Source organism: Winogradskyella psychrotolerans (assembly GCF_018860545.1).
In the GTDB taxonomy this organism is placed as follows: Bacteria; Bacteroidota; Bacteroidia; order Flavobacteriales; family Flavobacteriaceae; genus Winogradskyella; species Winogradskyella psychrotolerans_A.
Genome location: NZ_JAHKPN010000044.1, coordinates 69666 through 92154, shown reverse-complemented (window position 1 = coordinate 92154; position 22489 = coordinate 69666). Strand labels below are relative to the sequence as shown.

Genomic DNA, 22489 nt, shown 5'->3' with positions numbered 1-22489 from the left:
GAAATTGCTGTTGTTATACTTTTAACAATTTTAAAGCACGCCTTCCCCAAACCGATTGGGTCAGTTTATTCGCGAAATTTAATTTTAAAAGTTCTTTCTTAAGGGATTTTTCAGATTTTAGTTTTTCAGTGAGTTCCTTTTTATAATAGTTATATAATGCAATGTCGGCTGCATTTTTAGTGGCTATTAAAGCTCTAGTTTTTTCATTAATGGTTTTTACAGCGTGCTCACTTTTTGTCTTATTTTTATAATGATAATAGGGAATACCCCAGCCATATTTAATTTTTAACAACACAAGAGATTCATTGTAATTCTCTTGTAGGCCTACAAAAGAAAAGTGCTCATTGATGTTTAGCATGGCAGTTTCTAACATTGTATTTGGATCTCCATGTTTTAAGCCACTAATTAGCCGTACTTGTGCATTATTAACATCAGATGCTTCAATATTTTCAACAAAATCATGAAAAGACATGTTGTTTTTAGTAATTGTATTATATAACCTATGGCTTGGGCGAGCTTTTACAAAGTTATAAAATGATAAAAGCCTTTTTTCAGGATGTCTTAAAAAAGTAATGTATTTAGAATCACCCGTCATATGTTTATGTAATCCGTAATACATGTGGCCTTTAAGAACGTCAATTTTAGCACGCTCGCATTCTGGTAGGTCAATGAATTCTTGAGTAGTTAATTCAGAATTGCTCTTGACTCTAATTTGAAATACCCTATCTTTAGAATACAGTCGATCTAATAACCGGTTAAAAGTCATTCCTCCATTTTTAGGAAGGTGTAAAAAAATTAAATTCTCTTTATTAGGTGCTCTCATATTTAAATAACTACCAATCGTTTTCTTCATAAAAATGCTTCCAAACCTCAAAAGTACCTTGTTTAATATGGTCTATTTCACTTTTATTTAATCGATTTTTCCATGATTGAATATTCGATTTAGAATCTCTATTTAGTTCAGTACTGGTTTTAGATGTTGTTGTTTTTAATAGGTATTGCTGCACATTTTGATCGAAGGGTACATTTAAAAATTTGAATATATGTTCAAACTCTTTTATTGGGCTTTTAGAAAGGTCTTCGTGTTTTACAAAATACCATTTGTCAGAATAGCTTTTTTGATAGTGTAAAACCACATGGTATAAAATGGTCCACAATAATATGCCTTGATCTACAATGCTATGTTTGTTGTTGGCGTATAAAGCAATGGGTTCTCTGTATGGTTTAAGCAGAGAATTCATTAATTCAGGTTGATTTAAAAAATTATTAAAGTCAAATTCCCATTCCTTTACTTTTATACTTGCAATAAAGGCCGCCGGATGTCTAATTAATATAACAACATCGAGGTTAAAGGATTGGTAAAGCCATTCTGCCGATAAAAGAGCGATAGGGTCTTTTAAAAGGCTGCGTTTAGTAGCTTTTCTATTAAACTCTAATAGTTGGGTGTAAGTGTTTTTTAGCAGAGATTTATCGTTGTCTTTTGTGAAAATTTTAAAGGCAAAGGGATCTAGAAACCCATTTATATAGGTTCTTATTTTATCTTGGTAAACTTTGTTTTGATTGCGATGAATATACTCAAACCAATATTTAAGTGGTGCCTTATATTTCTTTATAGCAATATTAAAAGGTTCTTGTACGTATCTTACCTGTTCAGATTTGCTAATAACTTTACCTGTCCAAGTCGACCCTGAACGATGTGCTCCCGTAATGAGAATTCCTTTCTTCATTGAATTATATTGTACATGGGCTAAAGTAATATTTTTTCATGAAAAGAATTTTTCAATAACCTCAAAATTAAAATACAAACTCTTATTTTTTTTTATAAGTTTGACTGCTATGGAAAAATTCGTTTCTGTTATACTTCCTAATTACAACCATGAAGCCTACTTAGAGGAGAGGTTAAATAGTATTTTTAACCAAACTTATCAAAGTTTTGAAGTCATTATTCTAGATGATTGTTCTACAGATGAGAGTCTAGAAATTTTAAAACCTTATGAAACTCACCCTAAAGTAGCTCATTTGATATCTAACAAAAAAAATAGTGGCTCACCTTTTATACAATGGCAAAAGGGCTTGGAGTTAGCTAAAGGTGATTTAATTTGGATTGCAGAAAGTGATGATTTTTGTGATTTGAACTTTTTAGAAACACAAATAGAAGTATTGCAAAGCGCTGATGTGGCAGTGGCCAAAACAATGGCTTATTTAAAAGGGACAAGTATAAATGAAGTACGGCATCCTATTTTTGATTCTGATAAGCAAAAAGATAGTATACTTTATTGTCCCATTTTAAATGTGAGTAGTGTCCTTTTTAAAGCGTCGGAATTTGAAACCAAAAAGAATAATTTTTATACAGGTTTTAATATTATTGGTGATCGGGTATTTTACTATGAATTTTTTCGAAATTCAAAAATAATATATAATAAAAACACCACGAGTTACTTTAGACAAAGTGAATCTAATACCTCTAAACTTGAAGGGAGAAGTTTACCGTATTATAGTCAATATTTAAAAGAGCATTATCAATTTATTCAAAATGCAAAAACTATTGAGCCAATAAGAATAAAGCCTTTTGTTAAAGTCTATTACACCCGATTTTTTAACCGTGTAAGAGATAGAGTTACAAAGCGACAAAAATTTTCAATTAATTACATTAAATTATTTATGGTTTATAAATTTAAGAAGTTAATATAACTCTATTAATGTGTAAGAGTTTACAAATTAATAAAGTAGTTTTATCCCCATTACTAATCGCCAAAATAAAAGTTAAAAATACATTATGCTTCATTCTCTATACAACTACTTTCTAACGCATAAAAAAAATAGGCAGCGAAATTCGTTACATAAGTGGTTGCATTGGCAACTCTACAAATTCTTGAAAAGTCAATTAGTTGAGCATTATAAGAACCTTGCAACAAGTAACTTAAGAGTGGATGCTAGCAGTAATATTGTAGTAAGTTTAACTTCTTTTCCGGCTCGTATAGATGTGGTTCATTTGGCCATAAGAAGTGTTTTAAACCAAACTAAAAAGCCTAAACAAGTTGTATTGTGGTTAGCTAACGAGCAATTTCCTTTGGGAGAACAAGGACTGCCAAATAAGTTGTTAGAATTAAAACCTTTAGGTTTAAAAATTGATTTTTGCGAAGATATAAAAGCACATAAAAAGTATTTTTTTTCCTTCCAAGAATATTCTGAAAATCTAATTGTAACCGTTGACGATGATATTATATACCCTAGAAACTTTCTTGAAGTGTTACTAGATACCCACCAAAAATACCCGAATTGCGTCGTTGCTAATCGCGTTCGTTATATGGAAGTTGGAGCTGATGGGTTTAAGCCTTATAGAGAATGGAAAATAAATAAAGTTGACGGAGATAACCCTTCTAAAAGAATATTTTCAACAGGTGCTGGCGGTGTATTATATCAACCTCGTTTTTTTCAAAATTCATTTTATGATATTGAAGGCATTAAGAAAACGAATTGTAGAAATGATGATATATGGTTAAAATCTGGTCAACTTGCAAATAATGTATCAGTTGCATTTACCAATTTTTACGTTCGGCAATTTATAGAGATACCAGATTCTCAAAAAGAAAGTTTATTTTCCTCTAATGTGTTTGAAGCCGATAATGACAGACAAATGGATGAAATTTTTAAATACTTTGGTATTACTAATAAGGCGTTTGATTAATGTTTTAACCCATGATTTGGTAAGGTGTTTATTTAAATAGTAATTTTACCAAATGAAATGTTTTATAGTTTGATTTATATGGGGTCCAATTAATTAAGAGAGTGGTATCAATCAAAATGTTGGCATTACTAAGCATAATAAATGCAATAAAAAGAATTAAAGATGCGTGTAGGTGTCGTTATGACTGTTAAAAATGAGGCGAGATTGCTTCGTCAAAATATACTTTACCATTTAGGATTAGGGATTGATAAAGTATACGTATACTTAGATAACACAACTGACCATGGAGATCAAACAGTTTCTGATTTAAAAGCCGTTGAAATTAATAACTCAGTATCCCCAGAGTCTTATAAAAATGTACCCTATTTAGAGAAATTTTGGAGTAATGCCGCTGTGCATCATACGGCACGTCAATGTCTCAATACCTATGATGCTATACAAAAGTGTAAAACAGAACGCATTGACTGGCTTATTTCCTTAGATGCTGATGAGCTTTTTTTAACCACTAAAGATCAAAGGCAATCCTTAAAAGAGTTTTTTATAGCCGCAAGCAATGAAGGGGCTGATATTGTTAATTTGAAACCCATGGAGGTGATTGCAAGGAAAACCGCCTACAAAAATGTGATGCAAGAGGAAACGCTGTTTAAAACTCAGAAAAATTTCAATTCTAAATTTGATCAAATTTATCAAAAAATCTTTGATCCGTATCAAAACAGTTATTTAACGGTTTCGTATTGGTTAGGGCATACAATGGGGAAGGGGGCAATAAACATTCAAAGTTCTGTTATTCCAAATAATGTGCATCGTTATTCAGCTATAGATGGTAGCGAATTAAATATTCACAATAATGGTTATATACTGCACTATCATAGTTATGACTTTGAGGATTTTATAAAGAAATTCCAGAATTTTAAAACCCATCCAGATACATTCTTAAGTGGTAATAAAATAGAAGACTTAAAAAGTTTGTGGATAAAACTAGTAAATGATAAACACTATTCAAGGGAAAGATTAATGGAATATTTTGAGAAAAATTTATTGTTTACACCATCTAAATTGAAGCGGCTAAACCAAACCAGAATGTGGAATCTTCTAAAAAGAAAAGAATCCGCAGTAATTTCAATTGATTTGCCTAAACAAATTTTAGATCAGGTACAGCATTAATTCTATTAAGAATATTAAAATATATCATCACCTTGAAAACAATTAAAACTCCAATAATACCATTAAAACAAACTATTGTTAAAGTAGAAGGAGTTCATGAACCTAATTATAAGGCTATTTGTATATTTGCAGCTATTGGATTCTTTTTAGATGAAGATACTTATTGGAAAGATGAGAAAGTTTTAAAACCGAGGTCAACCTACAATTTTGATGTAAAAGGTAATATTATAAAACACAACGAATATTTTAACTGGTATCATCGTCCACGTAACATTTCATTTAAAACGGCCGTAGATGAATTTACCGACTTATTTGAATTTGTTATAAAAGAACAAAGTGCAAATCACAGGGTTTTACTACCACTTTCGGGCGGTATAGATAGTCGTACTCAGGCAGTTGCGCTTAAGCAGCTAGGTGCTGATGTTCATTCTTATTCTTATCGGTTTAAAAATGGTTTTAAAGAGGATGTAATAGGGAAAAAAATTGCTGAGGCTTGCGATTTTAAATTTGATTCTTTGGTAATTCCACCAAACTATCTTTGGAACGTCATAGAAAAGATGGGCGATATTAACCATTGTTATTCAGAATTTACACATCCTAGGCAAATGGCTGTTTTAGATGAGTTTAGTCGAATGAATGGGCAATTTTCGCTAGGGCATTGGGGAGATGTGTTGTTTGATAGCGGAATTGCAGAAGCTTACAGTTCATTATCAGATGTAGAAATAATCTATAAAAAAGTGGTTAAAAAAGGGGGGATTGCTTTAGCTACTCAATTATGGAAATCATGGGGGCTAGAAGGGGATTTTGAATCTTATTTTAAACAACGAATTCAAAATTTATTGAATGAAATAGATATAAGGGATAAGAGTGCGAGAATAAGAGCTTTCAAATCTTTGTATTGGGCACCAAGGTGGACCTCTGTTAGTTTAAGTTTCTTTGAAGTTGCACACCCCATACATCTACCGTATTACGATGACCGAATATGTCGTTTTATTTGTGAAATTCCTGAAGCCTATTTAGCAGATCGAAGAATTCAAATTGAATACATTAAAAATCGAAATCCAAAATTGGCAGCAATAGCATGGCAAGATCATATGCCTTTTAATTTATACACTTATAAAAATCCTAAGTTGTTAAAGTCTATTGTCTACCGCGCTAAGAATAAATTGGAGCGTGAAATCAATTCATTAATGGGAATGCCTTTTATTCAACGTAATTGGGAACTACAGTTTCTTGGCCAGTCAAATAGTAATCAATTAGAAAATTATGTTTTCGATTCTCAATTTAATGCATTTATAGGATCTGATGTGGTGCCAACAATTTATAATGCTTTTAAAAATAAAGATGCCGTGTTTTATTCACATGCTGTAAGTATGCTTTTGACGCTAGCCCTGTGGTTAAAGAAAAATAAACAACCATAGTTTTAATAACGATATTTTTTAAAACGGCTTCCATATAAATGGTTTTAAAATATTATTTTTGAGTTTTAATATGGTATGACCAGAAAACTTCGGATTCTTTATAGTATTCCCAATTTTGATACTGCGGGTAGTGGCAAGGTTGTTGTCGACTTAGTAAAAGGTTTGGATAAAAAGAGATTTTCCCCCGAGATTTTAGTGAAGCACAAAAACGGTGTTTTTTTTAAGGAAGTTGAAAAATTAGGTATTCCAATTCATGTTTTTCCTTATGAAACATCGTATTATCCGTTTTGGTCTTTTTTCTTCCGCTTATTAAAAGTTGTTCGTTATTTTAAAAAACATAATTGGGATATCATTCATTCTTGGCATTGGAGTTCTGATTTTTCAGAAGCCTTAGCAGCAAAATTTGCCGGAATTAAATTTGTGTATACCAAAAAAGCCATGGGCTGGGGTAATAAGGCGTGGAAGTGGAAATCACTATTAAGTACCAAAGTAATAGCTATTAATACGGCCATGATGACCGAGTTTTTTAATCCATTACCTAAGGTGAATGCCGTGTTTTTGCCGCTAGGATTAAATGTCGAAGAATATAAGCCGAAAGAAAAGAATAAAACGATTAGAGATCGTTATGCCATTTCTAGCTCTGAATTTGTAGTGATTTCCGTAGTTAATATGGTACCCGTAAAAGGAATAGAAATATTAATTGAAGCCGTAATTAGAACGCAACAAGAATCCATAAAGTTGTTATTAGTTGGAGATGACCGGTCTGATTATGTCGATCAATTAAAATCTAAATATAAATCGCGTCCTAATATTATCTTTATAGGTAAACAAAGTAATGTGCAGGACTATTTATCAGTTGCAGATCTATTTGTAATTCCTACAAAAAATGAAGGTAAAAAAGAAGGTATGCCAATGGCACCTGTGGAAGCGATGGCTATGGGAATCCCTGTTTTAGGGTCTCGAATTGCTGGTATTACAGATATTTTGAAAAATTTTGAAGATCATTTGTTTCAGGCAGGGGATATAGAAGAACTTTCAAAATTAATATGTCTCTTTGCTAGAATGGATGAGCCTATACGAAAAGAAATTGGGTTAAATATGCGCAAAATGGTTGTAGAAAATTATAGTTTAAGAGAATTTATAAGATCTAGAGAAAAGCTATATGAAAGCTTATAACAAACATTTAGTTGTCTTAGGTTCTGCAAGAAGTGGAACAAGTTGGTTTTCAGAGCTCATTGCGTTGCAACATCGCTACCGTATGCTTTTTGAACCAGAGCACGAATTTAATACGGCAAAAGGTAAATTAATTTGTGACAGATTTATTACCGAGAAGACTAAGACCAATAATATCGATAATTATTTAAAAAAGGTTTTTTCTAACCAAGTGGATTGTGATTGGATAGCGCAGATAAGTAACCGGAAATGGAAACGTCATCTTTGGCCTATAATTCCTAAAAAGTTTATTATAAAATTTGTGCGTTGCAATTTGTCTGCCCATTATATGGCGAATCAATTCAATATTCCCGTGGTCTTTATCGTAAGAAATCCTTATGACGTTATAGCTTCACAGCAACGGGTGAAATTTCCTTGGCTTTACGATTTAAGTTGGTTTAAAAGTCAAGATGTACTGTGTGATTTAATATGGGAACACTTTAATTTTAACCTTAAACAACAGAATGATTTAAGTGCGCATGAAAAACTCTGTATTCGATGGTGTATTGAAAACTCAATTCCTCTATTACGGTATAAAAGTGATGAGGCTTTTGAGTTGATTAAATATGAAGACGTTAATAATAATATTGATTTTTTTCTAGAGTTTTGTAAACGTTATGATTTAAAACCGTTAATCACAATTGAAACTGCTTTTAAAAACCCGTCTAGTAAAACACATCCTAAAAGTGAAATAAGAACAGGAAACAGAGCAAGTTCAAAATTAAATGCTAAAGAATGTGAGCAATTGAACACATATTTAGATATATTTAAAATTAATTTATATGAACGCGAATATTAGCAAATGAAAATTGCATTGGTTTTATCGTCTGCACCAAGTTACTCTGAAACTTTTTTTAATGCACTTATAGATGGATTAAAATCTAATGGTCATGATGTAAATTTGTTTACAGGGTCTGATTCTTCGACATATATGGCCTGTACACATATTAAGAATCCTGGAATTCATCGGTTAAGAGTGATTCAAATACTTAATATGATGTACCACTTTATTATTCTTGTTCCTTATTTTAAAGTGGTTAAGCGATTCTTTTATTTAGAAAAAAGAAAAGGAACACCGCATAAACGTATTATTGAAAAAATATACTTAAATGCCGCATTACTAAAATTCAAAGGAGAATGGGTTCATTTCGGATTTGCAACAACAGCATTAGAACGTGAAATGGTACCGCTGGCTATAAGAGCAAAAATGGCAGTAAGTTTTAGAGGCTATGACATTAATGTTTATCCTTTGAAGCATCAAAATTGTTATACAACGTTATGGAATCAGGTGGATAAAGTACATTCTATTTCAAATTTTTTACTGCTAAAAGCGTATAGTTTAGGTCTAAAAAAAGAAACAAAATTTAAGATAATATCGCCAGCTATTGATTTTAAAAATAGGCCTGAAATTAATTTACAATCGAATACTACTAAATTTAAAATTACTACGATAGCAAGGTTTAATTGGATTAAAGGCTTAGATTATCTTACAGAAATAGCTTCGAGATTGAAAACTGCCGGATTTGAATTTGAATGGACATTGATAGGTGATAATAATTCTTCAGAAAAAGAACGATTTTTATTTGAAATAAAGGAAAAATCACTCGAGAATTACATCAAACTTCAAGGGCAATGCTCACATGAAGACACGCTAGCTGTTTTAAAAAATAGCGATGTATATATTCAAACCAGTCTTATGGAAGGGTTTTGTAATGCGGTGTTAGAAGCTCAGTTTATGGGAATTCCTACCATTGCTTTTAGAGTCGGTGGACTTCCAGAAAACATAAGTAATCATAAAACAGGATGGCTAATAGAGCCCTATGATTTAACTGAAATGAAGGACATGATCATCGCAGTCTCTAAACTATCTACGGAAAAAAGAGTTGAGATAGGTCAAAATGCTATTAATCGAGTGGTGCAAAATTTTAATATGGAGCAACAGAAAGAAGCTTTTCAAGAGTTCTATACCAATGATTTTTAAAATTTATGTTATTTAACTCTATCGATTTTGCCGTATTTCTTCCAATTGTTTTTGGAATTTACTGGTTTATAGTATCCAAAAAATTAAAGTTACAGAATCTTTTTATTGTACTTGCAAGCTATGTGTTTTATGGTTGGTGGGATTGGCGTTTTTTAGCATTGATTGCATTTAGTACTGCAATTGATTATGCGGTTGGTGTTGCACTGTCTAAACAAAAAGAACGAACGACGCGTAAGGTACTATTATGGATTAGTATTGTTGTAAACCTTGGTTTTTTAGGCTTTTTTAAATACTATAATTTCTTTCTTGATAATTTTGTTTCGGCGTTTTCTTTTTTTGGAAAAAATATCCAAGCTAATTCACTGAACATTATTTTACCAGTTGGTATTAGTTTTTACACGTTCCAAACCCTAAGTTATACTATAGATGTCTATAAAAGAAAATTAGAGCCCACTAAAGATTTTATTGTTTTTGCAGCTTTTGTGAGTTTCTTTCCGCAATTAGTCGCAGGACCTATTGAACGTGCTACTAATTTATTACCTCAATTTTACGTCAAACGCCAATTCAATGCATCATTAGCTAAAGATGGTTTACGTCAGATGGTATGGGGATTATTTAAAAAAATAGTAATCGCTGATAATTGTGCGCAATTTGCCAATGATATTTTTTCTAATTACGATGACTATTCATCTAGCACGTTATGGTTAGGAGCCGTGTATTTTGCATTTCAAATTTATGGAGATTTTTCTGGCTATTCTGATATCGCAATAGGGACTTCCAAACTTTTTGGCTTTAATTTAAAACAAAACTTTGCAACCCCTTATTTTTCTAGAGATATCGCCGAGTTTTGGCGGCGTTGGCATATTTCTTTATCAACTTGGTTTAGAGATTATTTGTATATTCCTTTGGGAGGTTCGCGAGGAAAGAAAATTATTCAATTACGTAATGTATTTGTTATATTTATTGTAAGTGGATTTTGGCACGGGGCAAACTGGACATTTATTGTATGGGGAACTTTAAATGCCTTATTCTTTTTACCCTTATTATTAACAAATAAAAATCGTAAGCACACTAATGTAGTGGCTGAAAATCATACAATACCTACCTTAAGAGAAACGTTACAAATGATAATCACATTTGTACTGACAGTATTTGCGTGGATATTTTTTAGAGCAGAGAGTGTAGAAAAAGCTTTATTATATATCAAGGGGATTTTTGAGTTTTCTGTCCAATTAGAAGATCGTTTAACCTTGAACCGCTACGCTTTTGAATTGCTTCCTTTAATTGGCATATTAATTATTATAGAATGGTTTTCTAGGCAAAAAGAGCACCCTATAAAAACAAATGCTTATTCAACACTTTATATGATTTTTATACTGTTGTTGATTATTTTATTTGGAAGCTTTTCAAATATTCAAGAGTTTATATATTTTCAATTTTAAACTATGAAATCATTTTTAAAATATTTTATTGTCACTATATTTTTGTTTTTTATCCTCTTAGTGATATTAGATTTTACATACAGTTGTATCTATCGATATCCAGTACATGCTAGAAATAAAGTGTCTTGGTTAATGAATAAACCGGCGAATAAAGTATACGACTATGCCATATTTGGGTCTTCTCGTGTCTTTTTTCATTTAAATCCGGAACAAATTAAATCTAAAACAGGTTTAAATGGTATCAATTTAGGATATCCAGCTTCAAATAATTTTGAGATTAAATTAATGGTTCAGGAATTTTTAAAACATCAAAAAACAAAAAAAATTTTTATTCAGGTAGATGATCAGTACAATAAAGAGCATTTTGATCCTACGGCAATAATTCCCTGGCTGCCTTTTATACACAATGCAACAATTTATAACGAAATAAAAGCAGTAGATTCTACAGCAGTTTATAAAAAATATCTGCCCTTTTATAGGTATATGATTTACGATTCCAAATTAGGGTTTCGAGAGTTAATGATGAGTTTTATAAATCCAAATAAATTTGAATCTACTAATGGGTTTATCCCAATGTTTAATGGTAATAACGAAAGAAAAACGGCTAAAAACATCGTCCTAGAAAACAAAAAGAATTCTCATTTGGAAGCGATTATTGATATTTGTAAAAATAAAAATGTGGACGTATTCTTTTTTACTGCACCATATTATGATACCAATATTAATACCAATGTTTTAGAGCAAAATTTACCTAATTATAAAGATTTTTCTAATACTTTTGAACGTGAAGATTACTTTAGTAATTCTTCGCATTTGAATGAACGCGGAGCTGAAGCTTTTACTAATTTATTTAGCCTTACGTATTTTTAAATAGTATATGCATTATAGGTTTTAGTATGAAATTATATTACCCTAAACATCATTATAACAGTCAGTTCCGTGGACAAGTATTTCCGCTACTAAAAGCTTATATCAAAGATAATAATTTTACGGATGCACAAAGGATAGAAGTGTATGGTGTTAGCGACCGTGATTTTAAATTAATTGAAAACATTGCTAATGCCGATGTTGTAATTTTACCGATGTCTTGGAATTATTATATTAAGAACAAGCAATTAAATTTAGCTTATAACTGTATTGAGGAGGCTAGGGAAAATGGCAAAAAAGTATGGTCTATAACTACCGGTGACTTTGGTGTAAAAATACCATCATTTAAAAATTTAACTGTGTTTAGGCAAAGCGGTTATGTGTCTAGAAATCAAAAAGGACATTGTGGATTTCCTTCGATAATAGAAGATTATTTACTTAAAAATAATTTAGAAAAGGAGTATCTAAAAACAAAGTACAGTTTAAAACCCGTTGTTGGATTCTGTGGTTTGGCCGTAAACTCTAAACGCAATGCGCTACTTGAAAAGGCTAAACAAATTTACAGAAATTTAAACAGCGCAATTGGAGGGACGCATCATGAAGCACAGCGCATTATAGCTTCAAGTTATTTACGCGCAAATTTATTACAGAAATTAGAAAAACATAAAGCCATAGACAACCGCTTTATCATTCGCGAAACGTATAGGGCAGGTGTTACTAAAAACAAAGCCTCTCATGATACCACTTTAGAGTTTTATAATAATATTTTAAATTCACAATATGTGCTATGTGTGCGTGGAGCTGGAAATTTTTCTGTGCGTTTTTACGAAACATTAATGATGGGGCGCATTCCTCTATATGTACATACGGATGGATTTTTACCCTTATCAGATACTATAGATTGGAAATCGCATGTGGTTTGGGTTGATTATAAAGATAGGCACCGTATTGCTGAGATTTTGTTAGAATTTCATCAGCAATTAGATCAGAAACAATTAGTTGCTTTATGTCAAAAAAATCGCAAATTATGGGAGGAGAAACTAACGCTATCAGGTTTTTTCGAGACCCAAAAAGAATATATTTTAAAGAATTAAATGAAATCATTACTAAAATTTAGTTTTGATAATTACAGTTTTTCAAAATTGTTTTAAGTAAATGTTTAAAAATTGTCTTACAGAGGTTGGTGAAATAAATAAACGATTATGAAAATCATATTATGTGCAGGTATTTCGGTTAGGTCGGGTACAAATTTTATGGGGAGTATTTTTTCGGAAGTACCGAATGTTTCATCTATACCCAAAGATAAGTCAAAGGGCGAGTTTCCATTTTTTAGAGATGAAGTGTTTCAAAAATATCAAGATTGGATAGCCAATTTTAATAAAGGTATGTTTGTAAGAGACACTTTAAATAGTGATAAAATGAGTCCGTATTTTGGAGAACTATTTTTAAGCTATTTGAAGGATGAATACAATATTACAACCGATGTTATTTTTGTGAAAGACCCGAGTTTAAATAATGTTGAAAAATTTTTCGATTTTTTTCCAACGGGAAAATTAATTGTTTTAACCCGATGTGCTCCAGATTTGTTAGCGTCTTCATTAAAGGGGTCTCTATTAACTCGAAGTAGCTATAGTATAAAAAAGAAAATACTAGCGCGATTAAAATATATTACAGGTTATAATATGATGTCTTATGCTAAGGCTTATGCTAAGCATGCTGAGAAATTACATAAACTAAGGCGTGAATTACCTGGCCGCTTTTATGAAGTTAAATTCGAAGACATCGTTGAAAATCCAGAAGTTAAAATACCAGAATTATTTTCGTTTTGTGAGATTGATTACAATGAAGACGTTGTTGAAAAAGCGGTAAATGCAAAAGTAGTAGGGTCTTCTTATTTTGGTGCTGGAAAGCAAATTCAAAACTGGGGGAAATTAGATAAAGATGAGAATTTTAATCCATTGAATAGATACAATTCATGGGGGTGGTTAAATCGTTTTTTGTATAATAAATTTGCGAATGCAAGTAATAAATCACTAGGATATAATCATAAAATTTAAACGTTGGCTTTACTGTTAAATCGTTTAGTTTTTGTAAAAAAAAAAAGTTTGGTAACCTTGTAAAACTATAAATGCAAATTATAAAAATTTAAGTATAGATTTTAATTAAAGATCAAACAATTCTAGAAACCTCTAATTTTATACGAAACCTTATATATGCCTTTTCAATTTCTTAGATACTTACAACCCACACATTATTTTCGTTTGTTTACAGCAAAGGGAGGGAGTGTATTTCCTAAAGCGTCGGCTTTGGAGACCAATGTTTTAGAACAGTTGGCAGAGGATTCGGGTTTTCAGTCAGCAAAGGCAAAAGCTTATGACATGTCATGGCAAGCTACTCAAAAAGGCTATATTGGATCGGCAGCCATGTATACCTGTTTTGAGCCGGTACCGTTAGCGGATGAGTATCGTTTTATTCGAAAATATTTTAATAAAGCTTGGGTGCTGTATGTTTTATTAATACGGTTATTGAGTTTTAAAAATCCTATAACTGAACTCAAGGCGTATTATGTCACTAGGGCAGTAAAGAGAAGTACCTACTTAGAAACGCCAATTAATCACAAAGAGTGGTTTAATTTTAAATCATCACTAGTAATTGAGCAACCAAAAGTATCAGTTATTATCCCTACGTTGAACCGATATACGTATTTAAAAGACGTTTTGCGAGATTTAGAACTTCAAGATTATACAAACTTTGAAGTAATTATAGTAGATCAATCAGAACCATTTCAACGCCAGTTTTATAAAGGTTTTCAATTAGATTTACACGTGTTATATCAAAAAGAAAGAGCCTTATGGTTGGCAAGAAATACCGCTATTAAGAAAGCTAAAGGAAATTTTCTACTGTTGTTTGATGACGATAGCCGTGTCGATACGGATTGGATTACAAATCATTTAAAATGTTTAGACTACTTTAATGCAGATATGTCCTCAGGTGTATCTATATCTAAAGTTGGGGCAGAAGTGCCATCAAATTATAATTTTTTTAGAGTAAGTGATCAATTAGACACAGGAAACGTGCTAATTAAACGAGAGGTTTTTGAAGAGATAGGGTTATTTGATAGACAGTTTGAAAAGCAACGGATGGGAGATGGAGAATTTGGGTTGAGGTCTTACCTTAATGGTTATTTAAATATATCGAATCCGTATGCCAAACGGTTGCATCTAAAAGTTGGCTCAGGAGGGCTTCGAGATATGGGGAGTTGGGACGCGTTTAGAACAAATAATTGGTTTGCACCACGACCAATACCTAGTGTGCTGTATTTATTTAGACGTTATTTTGGTAATAAAGCGTCAAGGTTTGCATTGTTTAGAACAGTACCAATCTCTATTATGCCTTATCAGTTTAAAAAGAATAAACCCTTGTTAATTCTAGGCGTTTTTGTTTCTTTGTTGTTAGTGCCTTTAGTGCTATTTCAGGTCTTAAAAAGTTGGAAGCTTGCAAGCAATAAATTGGAGGAAGGTGCTTTGATTGAAAAGTTAGGTGTTAGGGATGAGTTGTTAAGTATTTAAAAGGAAGTAGCGGAGAGTATTGAACTCTTTTAAAATTGATTTCACTCAGTAAAAGTTTAAAATAGATTGAATAAGACGATTCTTATAGTAACTTCAGAGTTTCCACCACAGCCTGGTGGTATTGGAAACCATGCTTATTCATTGGCCTTGTATTTATCTAAGAACCATTATAAGGTAACTGTTATAGCAGATCAACGCGATGAAATTAATATAGATGAATTGTCTTTTGATGCCCAACTTCCATTTAATGTGCAAAGAATTACATTAACTAAACCGAGGTTTTTAATGTATTTTAATCGCGTGGTTGAGACCTTTAAAAATCTAGAAAAGACCGATTGCATCATTGCTACAGGAAAGTTTTCATTGTGGAATGTTGCTTTTTGTTCGCTATTTTTCAAACGGAAAACTATGGCTGTAATTCATGGTACGGAGGTGAATTTTAAATCTACGCTATTAAAAAAAGCGATTGATTTATCTCTAAAACAATTTAAAACTATAGTAGCAGTATCAAATTATACGAAAACCTTAGTTGCACATTTGAAACAAGATGTGGAAGTGATTCCAAATGGAATTAGTATTAATCAATGGAAAAGAGAAGGTTTGATACCATCTCAATTAGAAGGGAAACCTGCAATCACTACCGTTGGACGGGTAAGTTTTAGAAAAGGACAATTACAAGTTATAAAACTCTTACCAGATGTAATAAAAGAGTTTCCTGAAATACATTACCACTGTGTTGGTATTCCAACTGAAGCGGAAGACTTTAAACGTCATGCCAAAACATTAGGAGTTGCTGATAGGGTGACATTTCACGGTGCTTTAGAACTAAAAGAATTACAACAAAAACTAGTAGGTAGTGATGCTTTTGTAATGCTTAGTACTGAAAGTGAAACTGGTGATGTAGAGGGGTTTGGCATTGCTATTTTAGAAGCTAACGCATTAGGAATACCTGCAATTGGCTCTAAAAATTGTGGTATTGAAGATGCCATACACCATGGGAAATCAGGACTATTAATTAAGAATGAAAAGGTTTCTGAATTTAGTATGGCTCTTAAATCAATTTTAGCAACACCAGAGGTTTATCAACAAGCGGCTAAGGATTGGGCAGCGTTGCATTCTTGGCACGAAATAATTAAACGTTATATCAAAGTTATTGAAGCTTAATCAATGAAATTAGCCATTATTTCTCATACAGAACATTATAAAACGGTTGATGGTACCTTAGTAGGTTGGGGACCAACGATTTCTGAAATTAATCATTTACTAAGCGTATTTGATACCATCTATCATGTAGCGATGTTTCATCATGGCAAAGCACCGGCAAGTGCCTTACCATATCATTCAGATCGTGTTATTTTTGTACCATTACCAGCCTTAGGTGGTGCCACAATTGGATCGAAATTTGACTTGCTTTTAAAGGCTCCTGTCGTTCTAAAACATATACATAGTACCTTAAAAAAAGTAGACTATTTTCAATTTAGAGGACCAACAGGAATTGGAGTTTATGTCATTCCATTTTTAGTGTTATGTGTAAAAAAAAGCGGATGGTTTAAGTATGCTGGTAACTGGAATCAGAAACAACCGCCATTAGGTTATCGATTGCAGCGCTGGATGATGAAAAATCAGTCACGGTTGGTAACCATCAATGGATCTTGGGAAAACCAACCTTCGCATTGTATAACATTTGAAAACCCGTGTTTAACTGAAACCGATTTACTAGAAGGAGAACAAGTGTCTTTAAATAAAACTATTGATGGCGCACTAACATTTTGTTTTGTAGGCAGATTAGAAAAACCAAAAGGAGTGGAACGAATCATTTTAGCACTCACCAATCTACCTGAACATTTAAAAAACAGAGTAAACGTTGTACATCTGGTTGGAGAAGGTGAAGCATTAGATTATTTTAAGTCAATTGCTGCAACATCTGGTATTAATATTAAATTTCATGGTGCGTTACCACGAGAACGAGTATTTGAAATCTATAAAGAAAGTCATGTGTTTTTAATGCCTACAACGGCTTCAGAAGGCTTTCCAAAGGTAATTGCAGAAGCCATGAATTTTGGTTGCTTACCCATAGTTTCTAGTGTGTCGTCTATTAGTCAATATATAAAAACTAATGAAACCGGAATTTGTTTAACAAATGTTGCTAGCGAAACCGTGACAAGTACGCTGATTTTAGTTTTGAATATGGATGTTAATCTTCATCAAAAAATATTGAGGAATCAACGTGTTGTTGTAAACAAATTTAGTTTTAGTCATTATAATCGTCGTGTACTAACCGAAATAACAGATTACTCAAAGTAAAAATTTTTATACTAGATTGTTTTATTTAAAATTTCATTATTTAAACGTGGTTTTGTAGGGATTTCGGAATTTAACGCAAAGTTATTTTTAAAATGACACTGATTTAAAAAAAAATCATAATTTTGAGCACAATTAACTCATTACTATTTTCTTAATGTCATTAAAAAAAATTCGTTGGACGTTAAAACGTCATCCGTTTCTGTATTTAACTCGATTTCGTTTGCTTTCTAAGAATTCTGATGCTGCGTCTATTGCTACTGTAGCATATAACGATTGGAATAGAAAAGGAGATATACCAAATTTTTTTAATGATATTAATATTGAGATTTTTAAAAAGGGTAAGCCAGAGACGGCCTTAGAGTTGGCAAAATGCATATCTTTATGGTTATGTGAGCATACAAAAGTTGGTCCAGGTTTAAGTAAGCCCTCTGATAAAGCTTTAGAAACCATGTTGTACGGTAACGGAGGGGTTTGTAGTGACATGGCACAAATTTTCAATAATTTTTGTCTTATTAACGACTTACAGGTACGCGAATGGGGGACGACGAGTGCTCCTTTTAATCGTGCTAATGGTGGACACTCTTTTAATGAGGTTTATATTAAGGAATTAGATAAGTGGGTGTTAATTGACCCCTCATGGGGCATGTTATTTTATAACGAAAACGGGTCACCATTATCTGTACTTGAACTATATAATCTGTCGCGGTCAGGGAAGAAAATTAATTATAAGTCTTTTATTCCCAATAAGGTTATAAAACACGAACAAGTGACGAAGAACTATTTAAATCCAGATATCACGCCATTTTTAATATGTAAGTATAGGAACAAAACGTATGATCGTTATTTAAAATGGGCTCGACCTTATTTACCGGTCTTTGTTATTCACTTTATAGTTTATCTGTCTGGTAGAAGTTATTTTTATCAGTTTCCAATAGATAATTATAAACGGATTTTTTCGTAACGTTCGTAAAGCTTTAATTTTATATTACCTTGCAATTCTTATTCAATAAATAAACTAACTTTTTATATTGAAAACCAATATTACCTATATAAGTATCATTGCGATACACGCGGTGTTGGGGATGTTGATTTATCTCAGTGAAATTATAGCCAAAGTTTACTTTTTTGCTGCTCTTTTTTATTTTATTTATCAGGTAGTTATAGCTCCAAATCATCGAAAAACTTTAGAGGTTTTAAAGGCTTGCGCTTATTTTGTGGGCATTGAGGTTTTTATGCGGACAACTAAAGGTTCTGTTTCTTATGAGGCTTCTAAATATTTGGTAATTCTTTTCACGTTGATCGGGATGTTCTATAAAGGTGCTTCAGGTAAAGCATATCCATACTTTTTGTACCTAATGTTTTTAGTGCCATCTATATTTGTCGCATCCACAACCTTGAGTTTTGATGCTAATTTCAGGACTAATATCGCTTTCGTTTTAAGTGGGCCATCTTGTTTGGGGTTCGCGGCACTTTTTTGTTATGATAAACAAGTGACATCTCAACAATTGCAAAGGGTGCTTCTATTTATGCTGTTACCACTTATTGCTCATGCAACATATAATTTTTTTTACACTCCTGATTTAAAAGATATTATATCTAATACAGCCTCTAATACGAAGGCCTCTGGCGGCTTTGGTGCTAATCAGGTTGCTACAGTTTTTGGCTTAGGAATGTTTATTTTAACTGTCCGATTTTTTATGAAATCACCGAATTTGGGCTTAAAACTTTTAAATATAGGGCTTTTCGGAATGCTTACATTTAGAGCGTTAGTAACCTTTAGTCGGGGTGGGGTCATTGCGGCTATTATAGCAATACTTGCGTTTTTGATAATTTATTATGGTTATGTCAGTGTAAAAAAACGAGTGGAACTTATTCAATTATTAGGCTTATTTTGTTTTGGTGTTTTTGCGGTTTGGTTGTATACTTCTACACAAACTAGTGGTATGCTTGACAAACGCTATGCTAATAAGGACTCTTTAGGACGTGAGAAGGCGGATATTTCAACAGGGCGAACTGATTTGTTTATAGAAGAAATAGATGGTTTTATCAATAATCCCATTTTTGGGATAGGTTCTAGTAGAGCTAAAGACCAACGTATAGAAGATTCTGGTCAAGGTGTGATTTCTCACAACGAAGTGAGTAGAACCTTAGCAGAGCACGGTATATTTGGGGTGTTTATATTAATTATTTTAATTTTTAAACCATTGTACTACCGCGCGCAGAACAGAAATAATGTATTTTTTTACGCCTTTCTATGCCTTTGGTTTGCTACTATTAATCATTCGGGTATGCGCATAGCTATGCCGGCTTTTATCTATGCCCTTGCCTTATTAAATGTTAAAAATGATAAACGTCCTATACATAGGAAACAACTTAAAGAACAAGCGGTCTAATATATCCGGAGTTCAAACCCTAGGAGTTTTGCTAGAAGGAGATGGTTTTACGGTGTATTATGCTTCTAGTATACCAAATAAGATATTACGGTTGTTAGATATGCTTTGGTGTGTTTTTAAATTACAGCATAAAGTTGATTACGTACTCATTGACACATATAGTACTCAGAATTTTTATTATGCTCTTTTGGTAAGCCAATGTTGTCGACTATTTAAAATCCCTTATGTTCCCATCTTACATGGGGGAAATCTTTCAGCGAGATTAGAAAATAATCCTAAATTAAGCGCAGCTATTTTTAAAAATGCACATCAAAATGTCTCCCCTTCTTTGTTTTTGAAAGAAATATTTCAAAACTATGGTTATGATACAATTCACATCTCAAATGCCATAGAAATCCAAAACTACCCTTTAACGTGTAAAACATTTGATGCGCCAAAATTACTTTGGGTGCGTTCATTTTCAAAAATTTACAACCCTAAATTAGCTATTCGAGTATTTTCTATATTAAAAAAGACATATCCAAATGCTACGTTGTGTATGGTTGGCCCGGATTCAGATGGTACATTGAGAAAAGTTAGTGACTTGGCTTTAGAACTTAATTTAAATGTTAAATTTACAGGCAAACTAAGCAAATCAGAATGGATAGCGCTCTCGAAGCAATATAATATATTTATTAATACTACAAATGTAGATAATACACCAGTGAGTGTTATTGAAGCGATGGCCTTAGGTTTTCCAATTGTTTCAACGAATGTTGGGGGTATCCCTTTTTTAATTTCTCATAATGACGATGGCGTTTTAGTGTCTCCCAATGATATAGATGCCATGGTAAACGCCATTATTAAAATTCAATTAGACCAAAATCTTAGAACAAATTTAATGACTAATGCACGTTTGAAAAGTGAACATTTTACTTGGTCTGCAATTAAACCCTTATGGAAATCTCTTTTGTCCTAAGTTTTTGTTAAAAATCATTTGAACTTCTTATATTTACAGCACTGTTTACTTTCATAATGACGAATAAAAAAGGCATTCATTTCGAAATTTCTGAACGAAAAATTCTACTTAGAGTTTTAGATTTGCTAATGGTGTTTTTTGGGGTCTATGCTTTAAGCCTTTTTTTTGACTTCGAATATATTGAAGTTAGTGTTGAGAATAGTGTCGCTCTAATTTTATTAGGAGTTTATATTTCCCTATTTGGAACTATATTCGAGTTGTACGATCTTCAAAAAGCCAGCCGTTTTGATAGTACATTTAAAAATATTGTTATATCGGCTTCAACAGTCGTACTTTTTTATTTACTGACACCCATTTTATCTCCCATATTACCTAATGAACGAATGCAAATAGTGTACCTCTATATTGCTATCATTATTTCAATTTTGTTATGGCGCCTTGTTTACATTAATTTAGTGGAATCACCACGCTTTTATAAACGTGTACTTTTGGTTGGTGAAATTTCTAATATCCAAGGTTTAATTAAGGCATTAAATACTTCAGACCCCAATTATAAAATCGTTGGTTTTATTAATAGCGAAGCTTCTTCAGTTGAGGCTGTTAAATATAAAGGGCTTCCAGAATTTGAAGCAAAAGATTTTTTAGAGACTATTAAAAAGGAAAACATATCTGAAATATTAGTCGCTAGTTTTAATTCAGAAGCCATCATGGCAGGGGTGTATCACGATCTGATTTCATTGCTAGAACGTGGTTTTAAAATTAGAGATTATACTCAAGTTTATGAAGAGTTATTGCATAAAGTGCCTATTCAATTCGTGGGTAAAGATTTCTACAAGTACTTTCCGTTTAGCCGCAGTAATGAAAATAAACTTTATATGTTTACACAGCGTGCTTTTGATATCATTTTTGCTATTATTGGTTTAGCCGTTGGTGTGTTGTTATTGCCTTTTATTTTAATAGGAAATGCAATAGGAAATAGAGGGCCTTTATTTTATTCTCAAGAGCGCGTTGGTAAAAATAGTGTGCCTTTTAAGATACTTAAGCTTAGAAGTATGGTGATTAATGCCGAAGCTGATGGTGTAAAATGGGCACAAAAAAATGATTCTAGAATAACGAAATTTGGAATGTTTTTAAGACGCTCTCGTCTCGATGAAATTCCACAGTTTTATAATGTTCTTAAAGGTGAAATGAGTATAATTGGACCACGTCCAGAACGCCCTTACTTTGTGAATGAATTATCTCAAATCATTCCATTTTATGAAACACGACATATTATTAATCCAGGTTTGACGGGTTGGGCGCAGGTAAGTACACGCTATGGTGCTTCAGTGGATGATAGCCTAACTAAACTTCAATATGATTTGTATTATATCAAACACAGAAGTATATTCTTAGACTTAAATATTGTTATTAAAACCTTAAGTACCATATTGTATTATAGAGGGCAGTAGTTTTGAGTTGTTGGTTGTTGGTTGGAGGTTATGAGTGTG

General features: G+C 32.2%; 20 protein-coding genes. 18 read left to right on the top strand and 2 right to left on the bottom strand.

What is annotated here, in order from left to right; all coding sequences use genetic code 11:
* Positions 1 to 13: 13 nt before the first annotated feature.
* On the bottom strand, positions 14 to 853 hold the full coding sequence (locus tag KO515_RS15065) for a sulfotransferase family 2 domain-containing protein (RefSeq protein WP_215937166.1): 840 nt from the start codon (positions 851 to 853) through the stop codon (positions 14 to 16).
* The gene (locus KO515_RS15060) at positions 834 to 1727 is read right to left on the bottom strand and encodes a sulfotransferase (protein ID WP_215937165.1); all 894 of its coding nucleotides are present in this window, start codon (positions 1725 to 1727) and stop codon (positions 834 to 836) included. Before KO515_RS15060 ends, KO515_RS15065 begins: the two co-directional genes overlap by 20 nt.
* Positions 1728 to 1836: 109 nt before the next feature.
* Between KO515_RS15060 and KO515_RS15055 the strand changes: the two genes are divergently transcribed.
* From KO515_RS15055 to KO515_RS14970, 18 genes are all read left to right on the top strand, one after another.
* The gene (locus KO515_RS15055) at positions 1837 to 2691 is read left to right on the top strand and encodes a glycosyltransferase family 2 protein (RefSeq protein ID WP_215937164.1); all 855 of its coding nucleotides are present in this window, start codon (positions 1837 to 1839) and stop codon (positions 2689 to 2691) included.
* 85 nt (positions 2692 to 2776) lie between these two features.
* Positions 2777 to 3688, top strand: coding sequence for a hypothetical protein (locus KO515_RS15050; protein WP_215937163.1), 912 nt, complete (start codon positions 2777 to 2779; stop codon positions 3686 to 3688).
* 162 nt (positions 3689 to 3850) lie between these two features.
* Entirely contained in the window at positions 3851 to 4852 is a 1002-nt protein-coding gene (locus tag KO515_RS15045; RefSeq protein WP_215937162.1) for a glycosyltransferase family 2 protein, read from the top strand.
* Between the two features lie 32 nt (positions 4853 to 4884).
* Complete coding sequence (locus KO515_RS15040) at positions 4885 to 6273, top strand: asparagine synthase-related protein (RefSeq protein ID WP_215937161.1); 1389 nt, start codon at positions 4885 to 4887, stop codon at positions 6271 to 6273.
* Between the two features lie 75 nt (positions 6274 to 6348).
* Positions 6349 to 7449, top strand: coding sequence for a glycosyltransferase (locus KO515_RS15035; RefSeq protein WP_215937160.1), 1101 nt, complete (start codon positions 6349 to 6351; stop codon positions 7447 to 7449).
* Positions 7436 to 8284, top strand: coding sequence for a sulfotransferase family protein (locus KO515_RS15030; RefSeq protein WP_215937159.1), 849 nt, complete (start codon positions 7436 to 7438; stop codon positions 8282 to 8284). Before KO515_RS15035 ends, KO515_RS15030 begins: the two co-directional genes overlap by 14 nt.
* 3 nt (positions 8285 to 8287) lie before the next feature.
* Complete coding sequence (locus KO515_RS15025; protein ID WP_215937158.1) at positions 8288 to 9466, top strand: glycosyltransferase family 4 protein; 1179 nt, start codon at positions 8288 to 8290, stop codon at positions 9464 to 9466.
* Between the two features lie 5 nt (positions 9467 to 9471).
* Positions 9472 to 10908 carry an MBOAT family O-acyltransferase gene (locus KO515_RS15020; RefSeq protein ID WP_215937157.1) on the top strand — a complete coding sequence of 479 codons (1437 nt, stop codon included), beginning with the start codon at positions 9472 to 9474 and terminating at the stop codon, positions 10906 to 10908.
* A 3-nt stretch (positions 10909 to 10911) separates the two neighbouring features.
* Positions 10912 to 11778 (top strand): hypothetical protein, encoded by an 867-nt coding sequence (locus KO515_RS15015; protein ID WP_215937156.1) that lies wholly within the window; start codon positions 10912 to 10914, stop codon positions 11776 to 11778.
* A 26-nt stretch (positions 11779 to 11804) separates the two neighbouring features.
* On the top strand, positions 11805 to 12869 hold the full coding sequence (locus KO515_RS15010; protein WP_215937155.1) for an exostosin domain-containing protein: 1065 nt from the start codon (positions 11805 to 11807) through the stop codon (positions 12867 to 12869).
* A gap of 108 nt (positions 12870 to 12977) precedes the next feature.
* Positions 12978 to 13832 carry a sulfotransferase family protein gene (locus tag KO515_RS15005; protein ID WP_215937154.1) on the top strand — a complete coding sequence of 285 codons (855 nt, stop codon included), beginning with the start codon at positions 12978 to 12980 and terminating at the stop codon, positions 13830 to 13832.
* A gap of 156 nt (positions 13833 to 13988) precedes the next feature.
* Complete coding sequence (locus tag KO515_RS15000; protein WP_215937153.1) at positions 13989 to 15344, top strand: glycosyltransferase family 2 protein; 1356 nt, start codon at positions 13989 to 13991, stop codon at positions 15342 to 15344.
* A 66-nt stretch (positions 15345 to 15410) separates the two neighbouring features.
* On the top strand, positions 15411 to 16508 hold the full coding sequence (locus KO515_RS14995) for a glycosyltransferase family 4 protein (RefSeq protein WP_215937152.1): 1098 nt from the start codon (positions 15411 to 15413) through the stop codon (positions 16506 to 16508).
* 3 nt (positions 16509 to 16511) lie between these two features.
* Complete coding sequence (locus KO515_RS14990) at positions 16512 to 17648, top strand: glycosyltransferase (protein WP_215937151.1); 1137 nt, start codon at positions 16512 to 16514, stop codon at positions 17646 to 17648.
* Between the two features lie 154 nt (positions 17649 to 17802).
* Positions 17803 to 18609, top strand: coding sequence for a transglutaminase-like domain-containing protein (locus KO515_RS14985; RefSeq protein ID WP_215937150.1), 807 nt, complete (start codon positions 17803 to 17805; stop codon positions 18607 to 18609).
* Between the two features lie 67 nt (positions 18610 to 18676).
* Complete coding sequence (locus tag KO515_RS14980; protein WP_252723887.1) at positions 18677 to 20041, top strand: O-antigen ligase family protein; 1365 nt, start codon at positions 18677 to 18679, stop codon at positions 20039 to 20041.
* Entirely contained in the window at positions 19992 to 20999 is a 1008-nt protein-coding gene (locus tag KO515_RS14975) for a glycosyltransferase family 4 protein (RefSeq protein ID WP_215937149.1), read from the top strand. Before KO515_RS14980 ends, KO515_RS14975 begins: the two co-directional genes overlap by 50 nt.
* A 56-nt stretch (positions 21000 to 21055) precedes the next feature.
* Positions 21056 to 22450 carry a sugar transferase gene (locus KO515_RS14970; RefSeq protein WP_215937148.1) on the top strand — a complete coding sequence of 465 codons (1395 nt, stop codon included), beginning with the start codon at positions 21056 to 21058 and terminating at the stop codon, positions 22448 to 22450.
* The last annotated feature ends 39 nt before the right edge of the window (positions 22451 to 22489 follow it).

Bases quoted from the DNA above. Each gene is read 5' to 3' on its own strand.
- KO515_RS15010 (WP_215937155.1), top strand. From the start codon at position 11,805: ATGAAATTATATTACCCTAAACATCATTATAACAGTCAGTTCCGTGGA.
- KO515_RS15030 (WP_215937159.1), top strand. From the start codon at position 7,436: ATGAAAGCTTATAACAAACATTTAGTTGTCTTAGGTTCTGCAAGAAGT.
- KO515_RS15020 (WP_215937157.1), top strand. From the start codon at position 9,472: ATGTTATTTAACTCTATCGATTTTGCCGTATTTCTTCCAATTGTTTTT.
- KO515_RS15050 (WP_215937163.1), top strand. From the start codon at position 2,777: ATGCTTCATTCTCTATACAACTACTTTCTAACGCATAAAAAAAATAGG.
- KO515_RS14970 (WP_215937148.1), top strand. From the start codon at position 21,056: ATGACGAATAAAAAAGGCATTCATTTCGAAATTTCTGAACGAAAAATT.
- KO515_RS15055 (WP_215937164.1), top strand. From the start codon at position 1,837: ATGGAAAAATTCGTTTCTGTTATACTTCCTAATTACAACCATGAAGCC.
- KO515_RS15045 (WP_215937162.1), top strand. From the start codon at position 3,851: ATGCGTGTAGGTGTCGTTATGACTGTTAAAAATGAGGCGAGATTGCTT.
- KO515_RS15000 (WP_215937153.1), top strand. From the start codon at position 13,989: ATGCCTTTTCAATTTCTTAGATACTTACAACCCACACATTATTTTCGT.
- KO515_RS14990 (WP_215937151.1), top strand. From the start codon at position 16,512: ATGAAATTAGCCATTATTTCTCATACAGAACATTATAAAACGGTTGAT.
- KO515_RS14985 (WP_215937150.1), top strand. From the start codon at position 17,803: ATGTCATTAAAAAAAATTCGTTGGACGTTAAAACGTCATCCGTTTCTG.
- KO515_RS15060 (WP_215937165.1), bottom strand. From the start codon at position 1,727: ATGAAGAAAGGAATTCTCATTACGGGAGCACATCGTTCAGGGTCGACT.
- KO515_RS15005 (WP_215937154.1), top strand. From the start codon at position 12,978: ATGAAAATCATATTATGTGCAGGTATTTCGGTTAGGTCGGGTACAAAT.
- KO515_RS15015 (WP_215937156.1), top strand. From the start codon at position 10,912: ATGAAATCATTTTTAAAATATTTTATTGTCACTATATTTTTGTTTTTT.
- KO515_RS15065 (WP_215937166.1), bottom strand. From the start codon at position 853: ATGAAGAAAACGATTGGTAGTTATTTAAATATGAGAGCACCTAATAAA.
- KO515_RS15035 (WP_215937160.1), top strand. From the start codon at position 6,349: ATGACCAGAAAACTTCGGATTCTTTATAGTATTCCCAATTTTGATACT.
- KO515_RS14975 (WP_215937149.1), top strand. From the start codon at position 19,992: ATGATAAACGTCCTATACATAGGAAACAACTTAAAGAACAAGCGGTCT.
- KO515_RS15025 (WP_215937158.1), top strand. From the start codon at position 8,288: ATGAAAATTGCATTGGTTTTATCGTCTGCACCAAGTTACTCTGAAACT.